The sequence below is a fragment of the Allomuricauda sp. M10 genome, from assembly GCF_020782875.1.
In the GTDB taxonomy this organism is placed as follows: domain Bacteria; phylum Bacteroidota; class Bacteroidia; order Flavobacteriales; family Flavobacteriaceae; genus Flagellimonas.
This window is the reverse complement of the sequence record NZ_JAJGBN010000001.1, coordinates 1052123-1068987: the sequence shown is the minus strand read 5'-3', so window position 1 is coordinate 1068987 and position 16865 is coordinate 1052123. Positions and strand designations below refer to the sequence as shown.

Genomic DNA, 16865 nt, shown 5'->3' with positions numbered 1-16865 from the left:
AAAATAGCTGTCATTGAGATAAAGTAAACCACGGATATTTTGCACATCCGTGGTTTACTTTTTTACCTCCATGTAACAATTTCTGTTTTGAGAAGTCTCCAAAGAAAGCATATATCTAAAATGAAATCAATCAAAATCATTATTCTTAGCCTCGGACTTCTATTTATCAACGGTTGCAAAAATCCATCCCAGCCAGTAGGTGCCACTATAACTTTTTTGGAGGAAGAGAAACCATTTACAACAGAACAAAAGGAATTGATCCAAGAAATCATCATCAACTCGGAAGATGAAATACGAGCACTTTTACCGCAATTACCTGACAGTATTACGGTTGCCGTTGAAATTGTGGATTGGGACCTGGAAGTGGTAGGTGGCGTTACAGGGCGCACCGAAACCAATTCCCCTCCTTTCGTGGCCATTCAAATCTCGGAGAAATACCCGGGTGGTATTACGGTAGCTGCTCAAACAGCATTGAAGCATACTATTTTTCACGAATTTCATCATTTATCCAGAGGATGGGCCATTCAGGACAACAAGTATGGCCCTGGAATTAACATTGCTGCCATAAATGAGGGTTTAGCGGTTGTATTTTCTGAGGAATACACCCATCAATACTTGGAAACCGACAGTCCGCCACAAGAACAAATTGCTGAACAATGGGCCAATGAAATCCTGACATTGCCCACAGACGCCAACTACCAACATTGGATGTTCGAGCATCCGGATGGCAGGCAATCCATCGGTTATCGAACGGGAAATTTTATCATCAGAAAGGCCATGAAAATCTCCGGCAAAAATGTTCTCGAATTGAGCAAGAATACCCCTGATGAACTATGGAAATTGGCAGGGTATCAGCGATAAACCTTTCCGTTCACTCAATAGACTTTCTATCCAAAGCGCAGTATCTTTGTAAAAAATGAGATGCTGCGCTTTTGCGGTAATAATGGTATGGAAGAAAACAAAAAAATCATTTTGTTCGATGGGGTCTGTGACCTCTGCAGCGGAAGCGTCCAGTTTGTAATAAAACGGGACAAAAAGGATGTTTTTAGGTATGCGGCTATTCAAAGTGAAGTTGGTCAACAATTGATCAAGGACCGACGCATTGATACAAGCCAAGTAGATTCCATTATCCTGATAGAACCTGGGGTAGCTTATTTTACCAAATCCGATGCTGCATTGGAAATTGCTGGTGAATTAGGTGGTTTGTGGAAATTGACCTCTGTATTTAAGTGGATTCCCAAATCCATCCGCGATGTCATCTATGACTTTGTAGCTCGCAACCGTTATAAATGGTTTGGCAAACAAGAGTCTTGTATGATTCCAACCCCAGAGTTAAAGGGCAAGTTTTTGAGCTGACTATTTCAAATTATTCAAGATGAAATCCAAGGTCTTGTTCGTGTTCAATTTGGTGTTGAACGAATAGCTTTGATGGGTAATCGGCTGTGCAAGTCCCAAGCTTTTTAGATATTTGATGGTCTCCTCATGATCCAAGGATACTTTTCCAGTAAGCAAATTATCCATGCTCTCCTCCTTTTGGTAACGCTTGTATATCTTTCGCAATCCGCTCAAATACAATCGGTCTTTGGTAAACCCTCCCCCTCTATGCGCTCGAAGGGTTATGGTGAAGGCATCGTCCCGATTCAGTTTGTATTGTCCATGGATCAAATCAAACGTATCGGCAAAGGAATATCCCTTGATCAAACTATCGGCAGCCAAAACCCGATAGGCCAATTCTTTCAAACGTTTTAACGTAAGGGCACCACCCATATATTCGCTGAACACCGCCAAACCTTCTTGGGTTTCCACATTTTTGGGCAAACCGTTGGAAAAAATCTTTAAAGGCTGCAGCAAACCGTTGTAAGTGGTGACCAAATGGACCCCAATTTCATGATTGGCCAACGTCAACAATTGATTTTTGCTGAACTTGTTATTTTTTTTGATCAACAGCGATTGCGTGCTGTTGCTCACCATAGCCTCTGCAGCAATGTGGGTCGAATATTTAATGTTCAGCGGAAAATCGTATTGCTTTACAAAATCCTCAAAATAACGCTTGGCCTCATCTGCGGAAAACACTTTTTCCATTTCTGATGAAATCGGTTCATCAGCAAAATGAAGAATGAACCGTGCATTTTGAACATCCTTTTCAGTGGGAGTTCCGTAAACCCTAAGGGAATTATAGTAAAAATTCTTGCCCTTACCGATGGTTTCGATACACTGCACCATGTTGGAATAGTAATAGATCACTTCTTGGTACAACTTGCGGATTCGGTCATCCTGAATGCGTTCCAATTGTTGCGAAAAGAACAACCGGTGCAATTCGTAGGGGTCGAATTTTAGTTTGGGATACTTAAAATCGGGATCAACGGTGTATTTAGAGGCAAAAAACCGATTCTTCTCTTTTTCAATATTGATCGGGTTGATATAACTCAATAGCTCGATCTTTCCCACCAAACGATCAAGTTGGGCATCAATTTCGAACAATTCGGCATGCTCTTTGGCCAACTCCTGTTTTTCCTTTTCCCCTATCATATCCACATAAATTGAAATACACTAGTATTTCCTAAAAACGAAAACACCTAGGTTTATTGTCATGCAAACTGAAGAAATTTAAGCCTCCTTATGGTAATTGTCGTCCCAATGCTTCACCTTGGGCTCTCCCAATTTACCGACTGATTTGGCCACCACCATGGATACGGTTGCGTCTCCGGTTACATTGACTACAGTCCGGCACATATCCAACGGTCTATCCACGGCAAAAATAAGGGCCAATCCCGCTTCTGGAATGCCTGCTTGTGCCAAAACGATGACCAACATGACCATTCCTGCTCCAGGTACGGCAGCACTGCCTATGGAGGCCAAGGTAGCCGTTACAATGATTCCCAATTGGGCAGAAAGACTCAAATCCATACCAAAAGCCTGGGCAATAAATACAGCTGCAACGGCTTGGTACAAACTAGTTCCATCCATATTGATCGTCGCCCCGATCGGCAACACAAAACTGGTCACTTCCTCTTCAACACCTAAATGCTCTTCCACCCTTTCCATGGTCACCGGCAAGGTTGCGGCACTGGAACTGGTTGAAAATGCCAACAATTGGGCAGGAGACATCCCTTTTAAGAAGAAGGCTGGAGTTTTCTTGGTAAACACCCAAACGATCAAGAAGTAGACGTTGATCATCAAAATAAGTCCAAGTACAACGCAGAAAGCATACCAGGCCAAAGCTTTGAAAAGGTCCAAACTTGGTGATTCCACCACCAATGCCGCCAACAAGGCAAAAACGCCATAAGGTGCTGCCAGCATAATGATATCGATGAGCTTTAAGATGACCTCGTTGAACCCGTCAAAGAATTTTTTGACAGGGGTGGCCTGTTCTTCTGGAATCAAGATCAATCCAATACCGAAAAATATGGCAAAGAAGATAACTTGGAGCATGTTACCGTTATCGCTAGCAGCCATAAAAATATTACTGGGAACCAAATCCTCCAATGCCTGTAAAGGTCCGGCTTCCTTTTGTTTATCTGCTTTGGATTTGATGGAATCCGCATCACCTTTATAATTTTCAACCAGTTCATTACGGGTTTCCTCTGTGATGGAATTACCAGGTTTTACAATGTTTACAACCATCAAACCAATGGAAACGGCAATAACCGTGGTAAGGATGTAGATTCCAATGGTCCTACCTCCCATTTTGGATAGTTTGGAAATATCCTTCAAATCAGAGACCCCTTTGATCAAGGAGGCCAAAATCAAGGGAACTGCAATAAGTTTTAAGGAGTTGATGAAAATATTGCCAAAAGGCTTGATCCAATCCGCAACGAGTTTGGGACCCCATTCAAATTGAACCATTAACAACGCAAACAAAACACCCAAGGCCATACCAATAAGGATGCGCCAGTGTAATTCCAGTTTTTTCATAAGTTGGTTTTAATGGCAGTAAGTTACTTTTTTGCTAGGAAACCACCTAATGCCAACTTAGATTTTGTTGGTGCGTGCCAAAAGGGAAAAGTCCGCTAAAACCAGTGCTGCCATGGCTTCCACGATGGGAACCGCTCTCGGCACCACACAGGGATCATGCCTACCCTTACCTTGGGCGGTCACTTTTTCTCCCTCCTTGTTGATGGTTTCATAGGACTGTAAAACGGTGGCCACCGGTTTAAAGGCCACATTGAAGTAAATATCCATACCATTGCTGATTCCCCCCTGAACTCCACCGCTACGGTTGGTTTGGGTGGTACCGTCAGTATTGTAGGCGTCGTTGTGTTGGCTACCTTTCATGACCACTCCGGCAAAACCACTCCCATATTCAAAACCCTTAACGGCATTGATGGACAACATGGCCTCACCCATTCGAGCATGGAGCTTATCAAAAACCGGTTCTCCTAGACCGATTGGTACATTTTGAATTACACAGGTCACCACACCGCCAATGGTATCCCCTTCCTTTTTAATGGCCTTGATGTAGTCTTCCATCTTTTGGGCCATTTCGGTATCCGGGCACCTGACTGCGTTGGATTCAATATTGGAAAAATCGAGTTCTTGATAGGGTTTTTCCAATTTCAATTCGCCGACCTGGGAAACAAAGGCGCTGATCTTGACATCTTTTAAAAACTGCTTGGCAATGGCACCTGCCACTACCCTGCTTGCTGTTTCGCGGGCAGAACTGCGTCCACCACCGCGATAATCCCTGAACCCGTATTTTTGATCGTACACATAATCCGCATGGGATGGACGGTAGGAATCTTTGATATGCGAATAGTCGTGGGACTTTTGGTTGGTATTGTGGATGGCAAATCCGATCGGCGTTCCTGTGGTCTTGCCTTCGAAAAGACCTGAATAAAATTCAACCGTGTCAGGTTCCTTTCTTTGGGTAACAATGGCGGACTGCCCTGGTTTTCTTCGATCTAATTCCTGTTGAATGAAATCCAAATCAAGTTCCAATCCGGCAGGACAACCATCAATCACACCTCCCAAAGCCTTTCCATGCGATTCACCAAAGGTGGTCAACCTAAAAAGCTGTCCAAAAGAATTTCCTGCCATTCGGTATAAAAATTTTAGATACCTCCAAAGGTAGATGTTATAAAGCAAACTGAAAAACCCCTGAACCACTTAATGTTATTGTAACATAATGGAATTGGCGATGATGATTTTTTAACAATAATGTCATGTATTAATGATTTGAAATTGATTTTCAATTTATTCCTACCAGTTTATTTTGCATTTAAACCCTCAACGATTGAAAAAAAGGAAGATAGAATTGGCCGTCATTTCAGATGTGCATTTGGGAACCTACGGTTGCCATGCCGATGAACTGATCGCTTATCTCAATAGCATACAGCCCAAAAAGCTGATTTTAAACGGGGACATTATTGATATTTGGCAATTTAGCAAACGGTATTTCCCCCCCTCCCATTTAAAGGTCCTTCGCAAAATCATCGGGATGGCCTCCAAAGGTACCGAGATTTACTATATCACTGGAAATCATGATGAAATGCTCCGTAAGTTCAGTGATACTTCAATGGGCAATTTTAAGATCATGAACAAACTGGTCTTGAACCTAGATGGCAAAAAGGCTTGGATTTTTCATGGTGATGTATTCGATGTTTCCATCCAAAATGCCAAATGGCTGGCTAAACTGGGCGGGTACGGTTACGACCTTCTAATTTTGATCAACAGCATCATCAATTGGTGTTTAGTAAAGATGGGGCGAGAGAAATATTCCCTATCCAAACGCATCAAGAACAGCGTGAAAAGTGCAGTTAAGTACATCAATAATTTTGAAAAAACAGCGGCCGAGTTGGCTATAGAAAATGAATACGACTACGTGATCTGCGGACACATCCATCAACCCAAAAAGGAAGTGTACGAGAACAAAAACGGTAGTTGTATTTACCTGAATTCAGGGGATTGGGTTGAAAACCTGACCGCCTTGGAATATTCCTTCAAGCGTTGGAAAATCTATCATTATAACCACGACAAGCTTTCTCCTTTCTTTGTGGACGAAGACCTGAAAGAAATGGACATGAACGAACTCATTGCTTCCATCACCGATAAGGATATTGACATTGAGGATGTTACAAATGATTTTTTTGAGGAAGAAGAGGAAAACATCAAACCCAAAAGCCTAGACGACCAAAGCTTTCCTCAAGATTGAGACAGGATGCTCCGCTTCCCTTTCCGTGCCATCCTTGATCTGGTGTCTACAACTTGTTCCATTTGCGGCAATAATGACCTCTTTACCGCTTTTGCTGATAGCTGGGAACAATTTTAGACCTCCTACTTTCATACTGGTTTCATAATGTTCCTTTTCATATCCGAAGGAGCCCGCCATTCCACAACAACCTGAGGCTATAATGGATACCTTATAATTTTTTGGCAGATTCAACACGTCAAAAGTCACTTTTTGGTTGCTCAACGCTTTTTGATGGCAATGGCTATGAATTTTGATCGTACGTTCCTCGTCCGTAAAGCTATCAGAGTTGATTTGTCCTGCAGCTATCTCAGAAGCCAAGAATTCTTCGATCAAAAAGGATTTGCCTGCCAATTTGTCCAACACCTCTTTATCCTCATGTAGCCGCTGGTATTCATCCCTAAAAGAAAGGATCGCGGAAGGTTCCAGACCTACAATCACTAAATTGTCATCAAGATAAGGTTTAAGACTTTCCATGTTCTTGGCCACCAATTTCTTGGCCTGCTTCAAAAACCCTTTGGATAAATAAGTCCTGCCGCTTTCTGCATAAAAAAGTTGCACATCATACCCCAAAGAACAAAGCAATTCAATGGCGTCTTTACCTACTTCTATATCCAAATACTTCACAAACTCATCCACATAGAGCACTACCCTTTTTTTGGAAAGGTCGATGTGTTTGGTTCGGTATTCCTGGAGATGTTTTTCAAAATTAAACCGATGCACACTGGGCAGATAACGTTCCTGAGCTACTCCTGAGACTTTTTTCAACAGTCCTCCCAAGGATTTTGACTTGTAAATAGCATTAGTAATTCCTGGGATTTTGCTTCCCAAAGCATTGAGCTGGGTGTTATAGGCAAACAGTTTGCTTCTTAGCGGATACCCGTTCGCTTCTTGGTAATGGTACAGAAACTCAGCTTTTAAGGTGGCGATATCCACATTACTGGGACATTCACTTGCACATGCCTTACAACTCAAACACAGGTCGAAGGCCTCCTTTACTTCTTTATGGTCAAACCGATTGGTTTTTTCGGAATGGGTCAAAAACTCCCGAAGGGTATTGGCCCTGCCCCGAGTAGTATCCTTTTCATTTTTAGTGGCTTGATAACTGGGACACATCCCCCCACTCATGTTATGGCTCTTCCTACAGTCTCCACTCCCATTACATTTTTCAGCAGCCCTTAAAATGCCTTCACTGTCCCTGAAGTCCATTAAGGTATTGATCTTGGGTTCTTCTCTGTCAATTTGATAACGAAGGGACTCATCCATGGGGTAGGCATCCACTATTTTACCCGGATTGAAGATCAAGTTCGGGTCAAAAAGGGATTTTACCCGTTTCAACAACTCGTAGTTCTGCTCCCCTATCATCAAGGGGATAAATTCGGCCCTCACAATACCATCGCCATGCTCCCCACTGAAACTTCCTTGGTACTTTTTGGTCAGTTTGGCTACATCCGTGGTAATGGAACGGAACAATACCACATCCTCTGCTTTTTTTAGGTTGAGAATAGGTCTTAAATGCAGTTCCCCAGCCCCTGCATGGGCATAATACACCGCATCTTGACCGTATTCTTCCATAATCTTGGAAAACTCTCCGATAAAATCCTTAAGATCTTCCAAAGCAACGGCCGTATCTTCAATACAGGCAACTGCCTTGCGGTCCCCTACCATATTTCCCAACAATCCAAGACCAGCTTTTCGCAGTTCAACGGCTTTGTTGATGTCATCTCCATACAATACCGGACTGGCATAGCTCAACCCGGATTTTTCAATAGTTTTTAAAAGTCCATCCAGTTGTTGTTGTAAATTTTCTTCGGAATGTGATCGCACTTCCAGCATCAAAATACCGGCAGGGTCACCTTCCACAAAAAAACGATTTACAAGCTGCGCCCTGTTATTTTTGGTACAATCCAAGATTACCTTGTCCATCATTTCGCAGGTATGGAGATTGTGACCCATCACTGGTGCAACGTCCTTTAAACAATCCTCCAAAGTTTTGTAATGGGTGGCCACCATAGCAGAATATGCAGGTGGCAAATCGTCCAATTGCAAGGTGATTTCTGTAGTAAAAGCTAAGGTTCCCTCGCTTCCCGATAATAATTTACACAGGTTGAAATCGGCCTCATAATCCCCAAACAAATTATTGTTGAGAAGTTCGTCCACGGCATATCCCGTATTTCTTCTGTGGATGCTGGGTTTTGGAAACTCTTTTAGAATAGTTTCCTGTGTTTCCTTGTTGGAAAGCTCTTCAAAAAGGGTGTTGTAAATTTTGGCCTCAAGAGAATTACCTTGCTTCTTTTCTTCAAATTCTTCCTTGGAAATGGAAGTGAAAAAGGCTTCATTCCCATCAGCCAAAATACAGCTCATGGAAACCACTTTGTCACGGGTTACCCCATATTGAATGGAAGTGGTGCCCGAAGAATTGTTCCCCACCATTCCTCCGATCATACATCTGTTGGACGTAGACGTGTTCGGTCCAAAAAAGAGACCGAAAGGTTTTAAATACAGGTTGAGTTCATCCCGAACCACTCCAGGCTGAACCGTGATCTGTTTTTTGTCCTTATCCAAGGCTAAAATCTGGGTGAACTCCCGACTTACATCCACCACCAGACCCTCACCCACGCATTGACCTGCCAATGAGGTTCCCGCGGTTCTTGGGATCAATCCAATTTTATGTTCGTTGGCAAAACCAATCAATTTTTTAATGTCATCTTTGTTCTTGGGATAGCAAACTCCCAAAGGCAATTTGCGATAAACAGAGGCATCGGTGGCATAAAGAGCCCTGCTCAAATCGTCCACCAAAAGTTCGCCTGCAAGACTTTCAGCTAGCTGGTTTAACAACTTTTTATTCAATTTGGAATACTTTTTGGGAACCAAAATGGTTTTTGTAACGTAAATCTATGACAAAACTATCTCTAATTTTTAACTTAAAAGAGAAACACATGAAGTTTACCACATTATTTGCAGCGCTTTTTTTGTTTGTAACAGCTAGCCTTAGCGCACAGGAAATTTCCGAACATGCACTTGGTCTCCGTTTGGGCGACAGCGATGGATTTGGAGCAGAAATCTCATATCAAAAATCCGTTGGTAGTTCCAATCGCGTTGAGTTCGACCTTGGATGGCGCGATAGCCGCGATTTTGACGCCTTCAAATTGACCGGCGTGTACCAATGGGTGCGTCCGTTGGATGGCAATTTCAATTGGTTCTACGGTGTTGGTGGTGGATTGGGAAGTGTTGATTTTGAACCCAACCCCAATTTTGACGATGACAATGATGGTCTTTTTGTTTTTGCCGCCGGTGATATCGGTGTAGAATACAACTTCGACATTCCATTGTTGATATCCTTGGATTTCAGGCCAGAAATTGGTCTAATCGGGTATGACGGCTTCGACAATGACTTTGATTTTGATATTGCCCTGGGCATCAGATACCAATTCTAAATAAAGACTTAAAAGATCATAACCCTTGGTTCTTAGTGAGCCAAGGGTTTTTTTATGCCATATGGAATCAATACCTTAGCACCTTAAACTTTGTGAAATGAAAAAAATAGTTGCCATAGTACTTGGCGTTTTAGTATTGGCATCATGCAGTTCAAAATCCGATGGGTACACAGTAAGTGGAACCATATCCGGTGAACCGGAGAACGGACTTAAAATATTCTTGAAAACCACCGACTCCCTTAACCAGTTGATTGACATTGACACAACCACTGTTGAAAATGGGGTATTCACCTTTACAGGCGCACAATCCGAACCTAAACTACACTACATTTTTGTAGATCAGGTTCGTGGCAATGTACCCGTAGTGCTTGAAAATGGAGATATTGAAGTGGAATTCCAAAAAGACAGTATCGCATTCGCCAAAATTAAAGGAACGGAGCAAAACGATATGTTCATGGATTTTTTAACCGAATCCAGAAAACTGTCGGAAAGGGCCATGTCCATGCAAAACGATATGCGCATGGCTGCACAAAAGCAAGATACTGCCACCGTTACCGCACTTCGTGAGGAATTCATTGAATTTCAGGAAGAAGCCAAAAACTTCAACGTAAATTATGCCAAAGAAAATCCAGGTGCATTAATCTCTGTATTGATTGTTGGCAATTTGATGGGCACTAAAGCAATTCCGTTGAACGAGGTTAGGGAGATCTTTGACAACCTAACTCCAGAAATCAAGGCGACCGAACCCGGTAAAAAGATACAGGAGCAGTTGGATAAAATGAAATCCACCGAGGTTGGGGATGTTGCCCCTGACTTTTCGGCCCCAACTCCCAATGGTGATCAATTGGCTTTAAGCGACGTAACCGGAAATTCCAAACTGACCTTGGTTGACTTTTGGGCCGCTTGGTGCAGACCTTGCCGTGCCGAAAATCCAAATATCGTAGCGGTATACAACAAATACCACGACAAAGGTTTTAATGTGATCGGTGTTTCTTTGGACACCCAAGCAGACGCTTGGAAAGGTGCCATTGAATCCGATGGTTTGGCTTGGAACCATATTTCCAACCTACAGAGGTTCAACGATCCTATTGCCCAAATGTATAATATCAACGCTATTCCAGCCGCTTTTCTATTGGATGAAAAAGGGGTTATTGTAGCTCGCGACCTTAGAGGTTCCGCTCTTGAGGAAAAAGTAGCGGAAATGCTCAACTAAGCACAAAACAACTTTACAAAAAAAGCCTGGGTACTGCCCAGGCTTTTTTTGTTTAGATCTTGCCCAATTTTTCGAGCACGAACAATATGATGATGGGAATGGCCAACAAGATCACGATCCAGGTATCCGTCACCAACAGTTCTGGTTTGAACAATAATGTGGTGGCAAAACCGCCAATGGCCCCACCAAAGTGAGCGGTATGCCCAATGTTTCCTAATCTGCTTTTCATTCCATAAATGGAATAAAGCAAATACGCAATACCCAAAACATAGGCCGGCAACGGTATTGGGATGAACATGATGCCCAATTGCATGTCAGGATTCAACAAAATGGCTGCATACAAAATCCCGGTGACCGCACCACTTGCCCCAACTGCGCTGTAATATGGTTCATCTTTATGAAAGAAAAGGGCCAATAAACTCCCTCCTATCAAACTCACAAAATAAATGATCAAGAATTTAGCAGGCCCGAACCAGCTTATCACCACATTGGCAAAAAAATATAGGGTGAACATATTGAAAAACAAATGGGAGATATCCACATGTAAAAACCCAGAAGTTGCCATACGTTCCTTTTGACCGGCCCTGATAGCGTTGATTTGGAACTTGTACCTATCAAAAAATCCTGAATCACTGAATCCCCTTATCGAGACGAGGACATTGGCAGCCATGATGGCTATGGTAGCGATGTGCAAATTGACCATTACATAAACGTTTGGTTTCAAATATAGCTATATTTGCACACAAGAAAAGTGCATGCAACTGTTAGTTTATATCCTCGCTTATCCCCTGCTTTGGCTAGTATCCCGACTTCCGTTCAAAATCATTTATTTTTTGTCGGACGGCATCTATGTATTGCTATACCATGTGGTCGGGTATCGTAAAAAAGTGGTTCGCAACAACTTGGCACTTGTTTTTCCAAATAAATCAGAAGAAGAACGACTTGCCATTGAGAAAAAGTTCTATCGACATATGTGCGATATGTTCTTGGAGATGATCAAGACAATGGGGATAAGTAAAAAAGAAATCCAGAAACGATTTACCGTCACCAACATCGAAATATTGAACAACCTCGAAGACCAGGGCATAAATACCATGCTCATGCTACCCCATTATGCCAGCTGGGAATGGGTACTATCTTTGAACCTTCAGATAAAATCCAAGGGTTACGGCATCTATCAAAAGATACAGAACAAGTATTTTGATAGATTGATACGAAAAATACGAGGCAAATTCAACACTCAATTGATTTCCACCAAAGAATCCAGAAAAATCCTTAAGGCCGCTAAAGAAAGTAATGAACTATTAATGGTGGGCATCATAAGTGATCAATCCCCTATGTTGGGAAGGGCCAAATATTGGACTGAATTTATGGGTATAACGGTTCCTGTGCACGTTGGCGGGGAAGAAATCTGCAAAGCAAATAATATTATCCCGGTATATCTTAGAATCCGCAAAAAGAAAAGAGGGTATTATGAAGGCACCTTCAAAATTCTTTCCGAAAACCCCTCCGAGGTCGAAGACTATAAAATCACGGATGCCTTTTTAAAGGAAACGGAAGCATCCATTTACGAAGCGCCCGAATATTACTTCTGGACCCACAAACGCTGGAAGCACAAGAACAAGGTGCCAGCGGAGTTCAGCAAGGAGGTTATTGGACGGTTGGCTGACTGATATCCCAATTCTTTCCTAAACAAGGCCGTTAGTTCCAAAGACTTTAATAATATTGGTGCTCATCAACCCATGAAACCATGAAAAATTCCTTAGTATTCCTATTTTTCCTCTGCCTTGGGATTTGCTCTGCACAGGAAAGTCATGTAACAGTATCTAATGAAGTTTTGGAAAACATTAAAAAGGATGTTTGGACTCCTTTTATGGAAGCATACGACCAACTGGATTCCGAAAAAATAAAATCCATTCACACGATAGATATTGTTCGGCACATGGTGGATCAAAACAAAATTGAAACAGGGAAAGATTACCTTGAAAATTTTGGTGGATTCTTGGAGTCGGTAAGAGACCGAGGCAATACATTAGGAATTGCCTTTGCGATTCTAAACACAGCCATCAACGAAACGGAAGATGTTGCTTTCCAATCAGGTTATTACCAGTTGAGCTCCCAAAACAAGGGTGATACCTCGCTTGTTGTTCGCGGGTATGGATACTTTAATGTTGGCTTACGAAAAGAAAACGGCACGTGGAGAATTTGGATGGATTCTGACAAACGCACCGATATTTCCAAAGATGATTTCAACAAGTGCGAAATCATTTATAAGCTTTAAGCCAATCCTGCTACTTCCTTGATTTCCAATATAATCCTATCTGCAAGGGCATCGGCCTCCTTTTGGGATTTTGCCTCAGTATAAATCCGGATAATAGGTTCCGTATTGGATTTCCTCAAATGTACCCAGTTTTCAGCAAAGTCGATTTTTACCCCGTCAATGGTTGAAACCTCTTCATCCTTGTATTTATGGTACATGGCCTCTAGCAAGGCATCCACATCAAGCTCGGGAGTGAGCTCAATTTTCTTTTTGCTCATGAAATAGCTTGGGTAACTGGCCCGTAGTTCCGCAACGGTCCCTCCCCTTTCTGCCATCAACATCAAAAACAAAGCGGTACCTACCAAAGCATCCCTACCATAATGGCTTTCAGGATAAATGATACCTCCATTACCCTCACCACCGATGATAGCATTGTTGACCTTCATTTTGGTCACTACGTTCACTTCTCCAACGGCTGCAGCTTCATATGTTCCACCGTGTTTTTGGGTAACATCCCTTAACGCTCTGGATGATGATAAGTTGGATACTGTATTGCCCTTGGTCTTGCCCAAAACATAATCGGCACAAGCTACCAACGTATATTCCTCGCCGAACATTTCCCCATCATTACTGATAAAGGCCAATCGGTCTACATCGGGATCGACAACGATTCCAAAATCGGCCTCTTCCTCAACCACTTTTTTACAGATATCCCCCAAATGTTCTTTCAACGGTTCTGGGTTATGTGGAAAATGCCCGTTGGGTTCACAGTACAATTTCACCACTTCCACACCCAGTTCATGAAGCAATTTCGGGATGGCAATACCTCCTGTGGAATTCACTCCGTCCACAACTACTTTAAAACCAGCTTTTTTGATGGTTTCAGCATCTACCAATGGCAATTCCAATACTTCATCAATATGGATATCGATATAGGAGTCGTTCTTAATGATCTCTCCCAAATCATCCACTTCGGCAAACTCAAAACCCTCTTTTTCAGCCAATTCCAAAATTTTGGCACCTTGTTCAGCATCCAAGAATTCACCTTTCTCATTCAACAATTTCAGGGCATTCCATTGTTTGGGGTTATGACTGGCCGTTAAAATGATACCGCCGTCCGCTTTTTCCAAAGGAACGGCAATTTCAACGGTCGGGGTGGTGGACAATCCCAAATCAATGACATCGATACCCAATCCAACCAAGGTAGAAACCACCAAATTTTGGATCATTTCACCCGAAAGCCGGGCATCCCTTCCAATGACGACCATCAATTTCTCCTTTTTGGAATAGTCCTTCAACCAAGAGCCATAAGCGGCCGCAAACTTAACGGCATCCAACGGTGTCAGGTTGTCATTGGTCTTACCTCCTATGGTTCCTCGTATTCCAGAAATTGATTTTATCAGTGTCATAATTGTTAAAAAAGTTTTTGCAAATATAAAAGGCTATGCCTTAACCCTAGTTTTGAATTTGTAAATTTCGACATAAAAGATTTTTGCCCCGATGAATTTCTTGGCCCATATCTATCTGTCTTTCGATGACAAGGAAATTACCTTGGGCAACTTTTTTGCTGATCATATCCGTGGCAACAAGTACAAACATTTCCCTGAAAAAATCCAGAAAGGCATCTTGCTCCACCGTGAAATAGACACCTTTACCGATGCACATCCCATTGCAAGACAAAGTAGTAAACGGCTCCATAAAAATTACAGTCATTACAGTCGGGTAATTGTAGATATCTTTTATGACCATTTCCTGGCCAAAAATTGGACCGACTATTCCAATGTTCCCTTGGATGGGTATGTGGAAAGCTTTTATGACCTACTAGAGGACAACTATGATATTCTCCCCTTGCCCACCAAGCGGATGATGCCCTATATGATTACGGATAACTGGCTGCTCAATTATGCCAATTTAACGGGTATTGACCGAGTACTGAACGGTATGAACCGCCGTACACAGAACAAATCCAAGATGAATTTTGCCATTTTGGACCTCGAAGAGCATTACTCGGATTTTGAAAACGAATTCACCGCTTTTTTTGAAGAATTGATTACCTTTTCCCGACAAAAATTTATTTCCCTATGCGAAGACTGATACTCCTGCTCCCCCTCATCTTTTTTATCAATTGCAAACAACAACCGGCAACCCCAACCGGACTGGTCGCCGAAAAGGCAATGGTGGTTTCGGCCCGTGAAGAAGCCTCCAAAATTGGAGTGGAGATCATGGAAAAAGGTGGCAATGTATTTGATGCCATGGTGGCTACCGAACTCGCCTTGGCCGTGGCCTACCCCTTTGCCGGGAATTTAGGCGGAGGTGGATTTATGGTCTACCGTAAAAACAATGGAGAAGTTGGAGGAATCGATTATAGGGAAAAAGCTCCATTGGCGGCCCATAAAGACATGTACCTGGATTCCTTGGGTAATGTTATTCCCGGAATGAGCACATCAGGTGCCACTTCTGCGGGAGTCCCCGGTACCGTGGCCGGAGTTATGGAAGTGCACAAAAAATTTGGTTCCCTTCCCCTTTCCGAAATCATGAAACCCATTATTGCCTTGGCCAAACGAGGCGTCGTGGTCACTGAAAAACAGGCCCAACGATTGGAAGGTACCCGTGAGCGTTTTATTGAGGCCAATGGTGATAGCACCAAATTCGCACAACCGTTTAAGGCAGGTGACACCATTAAATATCCTGAACTGGCCAAAACCTTGGAAATCATCATGGAAAAAGGTCGTGATGGTTTTTATAAAGGTGAAGTGGCCCAAAAACTGGCCGCCTTTGTGCAGGAAAAAGGAGGTTTCATCACCGAAGAAGACCTGGCCAAATATGAGGCCAAATGGCGGGATCCTGTTGAATTCGATTATAGGGACCTTCATGTGATTTCCATGAGTCCTCCCAGTAGTGGCGGGGTCACCATCAACCAAATTTTCAAGATGATGGAGCCTTACAAGGTGTCCAAATTTGGACATAATTCAGCCCAAACCATTCAATTGTTCACGGAAGCTTCCCGTCGTGCCTATGCGGATCGGAATTACTTTTTGGGAGACCCCGACTTTGTCGACATTCCCTACGATGTGCTTCTAAGCGATGATTATTTAAAGGAACGCATGGCCAATTTCTCTTTTGATAAAGCCACGTTGTCTTCTGATGTAAGTCACGGTGAAGTGGAAATCATCGAAAGTTCCGAAACTACCCACTACTCCATTGTGGATAGTGAAGGCAATGCCATTTCGGCCACAACCACACTGAATGGTGGTTATGGTTCCAAGTTGTACTGCGATGAACTTGGCTTCTTTTTGAACAATGAAATGGACGATTTTAGCTCCAAACCCGGTGTCCCCAACATGTTCGGATTAGTAGGGGCCGAAGCCAACAGCATCGCTCCTGAAAAACGAATGTTGAGCAGTATGACACCCACCATTGTGGAAAAAGATGGTAAATTGTATATGGTTGTGGGTACTCCAGGCGGTTCCACTATCATCACTGCTGTAGCCCAGACCATTATGAATGTGTATGAATTCAATTTGAGTATGCAGGAGGCGGTCAATGCACCAAGGTTCCATCACCAATGGTTGCCCGACATGGTCATTTTTGAACCCGAAGGTTTTTCCGAGGAATTGATCAATGAGTTGAAATCCAAAGGATACATCATCAACGAGGAACGCACCCCTATTATTGGTAAAGTGGATGCCATCCGCGTATTGCCCGATGGTAAACTGGAAGGTGGCGCGGACAAACGAGGTGATGACAAAGCGGTCGGATTTTAAATTC

The 16865-nt window shown here is 42.8% G+C and carries 15 protein-coding genes; 9 read left to right on the top strand and 6 right to left on the bottom strand.

From position 1 onward, the window contains the following. Positions 1-120 precede the first annotated feature (120 nt). Both LKX84_RS05135 and LKX84_RS05130 read left to right on the top strand, forming a co-directional pair. On the top strand, positions 121-861 hold the full coding sequence (locus LKX84_RS05135; protein ID WP_228236037.1) for a DUF2268 domain-containing putative Zn-dependent protease: 741 nt from the start codon (positions 121-123) through the stop codon (positions 859-861). A gap of 87 nt (positions 862-948) precedes the next feature. Next, entirely contained in the window at positions 949-1356 is a 408-nt protein-coding gene (locus tag LKX84_RS05130) for a thiol-disulfide oxidoreductase DCC family protein (RefSeq protein ID WP_228236036.1), read from the top strand. Here the strand turns inward: LKX84_RS05130 and LKX84_RS05125 are convergent, their stop codons facing one another. The 3 genes from LKX84_RS05125 to aroC form a co-directional block, all read right to left on the bottom strand. Then, positions 1357-2529 carry a flavohemoglobin expression-modulating QEGLA motif protein gene (locus LKX84_RS05125; protein WP_228236035.1) on the bottom strand — a complete coding sequence of 391 codons (1173 nt, stop codon included), beginning with the start codon at positions 2527-2529 and terminating at the stop codon, positions 1357-1359. It abuts the gene before it with no gap. Positions 2530-2607: 78 nt separating this feature from the next. Then, complete coding sequence (locus LKX84_RS05120) at positions 2608-3915, bottom strand: dicarboxylate/amino acid:cation symporter (protein ID WP_228236034.1); 1308 nt, start codon at positions 3913-3915, stop codon at positions 2608-2610. Between the two features lie 57 nt (positions 3916-3972). Continuing rightward, positions 3973-5037: a chorismate synthase gene (aroC, locus tag LKX84_RS05115; RefSeq protein ID WP_228236033.1), complete on the bottom strand. Its 1065-nt coding sequence runs from the start codon at positions 5035-5037 to the stop codon at positions 3973-3975. Positions 5038-5233: 196 nt separating this feature from the next. Between aroC and LKX84_RS05110 the strand changes: the two genes are divergently transcribed. Continuing rightward, a complete protein-coding gene (locus LKX84_RS05110) occupies positions 5234-6151 on the top strand; it encodes a UDP-2,3-diacylglucosamine diphosphatase (RefSeq protein ID WP_228236032.1) in 918 nt (305 codons plus the stop codon). Here the strand turns inward: LKX84_RS05110 and LKX84_RS05105 are convergent. Next, positions 6122-9037 carry an FAD-binding and (Fe-S)-binding domain-containing protein gene (locus LKX84_RS05105; RefSeq protein WP_228236031.1) on the bottom strand — a complete coding sequence of 972 codons (2916 nt, stop codon included), beginning with the start codon at positions 9035-9037 and terminating at the stop codon, positions 6122-6124. The two genes, LKX84_RS05110 and LKX84_RS05105, sit on opposite strands and share 30 nt — an antisense overlap. Positions 9038-9126: 89 nt before the next feature. Between LKX84_RS05105 and LKX84_RS05100 the strand changes: the two genes are divergently transcribed. Together LKX84_RS05100 and LKX84_RS05095 are read left to right on the top strand one after the other, a co-directional pair. Further along, positions 9127-9624 (top strand): hypothetical protein, encoded by a 498-nt coding sequence (locus LKX84_RS05100; RefSeq protein WP_228236030.1) that lies wholly within the window; start codon positions 9127-9129, stop codon positions 9622-9624. A gap of 97 nt (positions 9625-9721) precedes the next feature. Then, on the top strand, positions 9722-10837 hold the full coding sequence (locus LKX84_RS05095) for a TlpA disulfide reductase family protein (RefSeq protein ID WP_228236029.1): 1116 nt from the start codon (positions 9722-9724) through the stop codon (positions 10835-10837). Positions 10838-10889: 52 nt separating this feature from the next. On the opposite strand, the gene LKX84_RS05090 is transcribed toward LKX84_RS05095, so the two are convergent. After that, positions 10890-11540: a rhomboid family intramembrane serine protease gene (locus LKX84_RS05090; RefSeq protein WP_228236028.1), complete on the bottom strand. Its 651-nt coding sequence runs from the start codon at positions 11538-11540 to the stop codon at positions 10890-10892. A gap of 52 nt (positions 11541-11592) precedes the next feature. On the opposite strand from LKX84_RS05090, the gene LKX84_RS05085 reads away from it, so the two are divergent. Both LKX84_RS05085 and LKX84_RS05080 read left to right on the top strand, forming a co-directional pair. Continuing rightward, positions 11593-12510 carry a lysophospholipid acyltransferase family protein gene (locus LKX84_RS05085; protein WP_228236027.1) on the top strand — a complete coding sequence of 306 codons (918 nt, stop codon included), beginning with the start codon at positions 11593-11595 and terminating at the stop codon, positions 12508-12510. 77 nt (positions 12511-12587) lie between these two features. Further along, complete coding sequence (locus LKX84_RS05080) at positions 12588-13118, top strand: nuclear transport factor 2 family protein (RefSeq protein WP_228236026.1); 531 nt, start codon at positions 12588-12590, stop codon at positions 13116-13118. Here the strand turns inward: LKX84_RS05080 and glmM are convergent. After that, the gene (glmM, locus tag LKX84_RS05075) at positions 13115-14506 is read right to left on the bottom strand and encodes a phosphoglucosamine mutase (RefSeq protein ID WP_228236025.1); all 1392 of its coding nucleotides are present in this window, start codon (positions 14504-14506) and stop codon (positions 13115-13117) included. The genes LKX84_RS05080 and glmM overlap by 4 nt on opposite strands. 91 nt (positions 14507-14597) lie before the next feature. Between glmM and LKX84_RS05070 the strand changes: the two genes are divergently transcribed. Continuing rightward, positions 14598-15191: an ACP phosphodiesterase gene (locus LKX84_RS05070; protein ID WP_228236024.1), complete on the top strand. Its 594-nt coding sequence runs from the start codon at positions 14598-14600 to the stop codon at positions 15189-15191. After that, positions 15179-16861, top strand: a complete 1683-nt coding sequence (gene ggt / locus LKX84_RS05065) for a gamma-glutamyltransferase (protein WP_228236023.1) — start codon at positions 15179-15181, stop codon at positions 16859-16861. Before LKX84_RS05070 ends, ggt begins: the two co-directional genes overlap by 13 nt. The last annotated feature ends 4 nt before the right edge of the window (positions 16862-16865 follow it).

What these genes read in the sequence shown, in the direction of transcription:
- LKX84_RS05135 (WP_228236037.1), top strand. Translation starts at nt 121, where the DNA reads ATGAAATCAATCAAAATCATTATTCTTAGCCTCGGACTTCTATTTATC.
- LKX84_RS05130 (WP_228236036.1), top strand. Translation starts at nt 949, where the DNA reads ATGGAAGAAAACAAAAAAATCATTTTGTTCGATGGGGTCTGTGACCTC.
- LKX84_RS05125 (WP_228236035.1), bottom strand. Translation starts at nt 2,529, where the DNA reads ATGATAGGGGAAAAGGAAAAACAGGAGTTGGCCAAAGAGCATGCCGAA.
- LKX84_RS05120 (WP_228236034.1), bottom strand. Translation starts at nt 3,915, where the DNA reads ATGAAAAAACTGGAATTACACTGGCGCATCCTTATTGGTATGGCCTTG.
- aroC (WP_228236033.1), bottom strand. Translation starts at nt 5,037, where the DNA reads ATGGCAGGAAATTCTTTTGGACAGCTTTTTAGGTTGACCACCTTTGGT.
- LKX84_RS05100 (WP_228236030.1), top strand. Translation starts at nt 9,127, where the DNA reads ATGAAGTTTACCACATTATTTGCAGCGCTTTTTTTGTTTGTAACAGCT.
- LKX84_RS05095 (WP_228236029.1), top strand. Translation starts at nt 9,722, where the DNA reads ATGAAAAAAATAGTTGCCATAGTACTTGGCGTTTTAGTATTGGCATCA.
- LKX84_RS05090 (WP_228236028.1), bottom strand. Translation starts at nt 11,540, where the DNA reads ATGGTCAATTTGCACATCGCTACCATAGCCATCATGGCTGCCAATGTC.
- LKX84_RS05085 (WP_228236027.1), top strand. Translation starts at nt 11,593, where the DNA reads ATGCAACTGTTAGTTTATATCCTCGCTTATCCCCTGCTTTGGCTAGTA.
- LKX84_RS05080 (WP_228236026.1), top strand. Translation starts at nt 12,588, where the DNA reads ATGAAAAATTCCTTAGTATTCCTATTTTTCCTCTGCCTTGGGATTTGC.
- glmM (WP_228236025.1), bottom strand. Translation starts at nt 14,506, where the DNA reads ATGACACTGATAAAATCAATTTCTGGAATACGAGGAACCATAGGAGGT.
- LKX84_RS05070 (WP_228236024.1), top strand. Translation starts at nt 14,598, where the DNA reads ATGAATTTCTTGGCCCATATCTATCTGTCTTTCGATGACAAGGAAATT.
- ggt (WP_228236023.1), top strand. Translation starts at nt 15,179, where the DNA reads ATGCGAAGACTGATACTCCTGCTCCCCCTCATCTTTTTTATCAATTGC.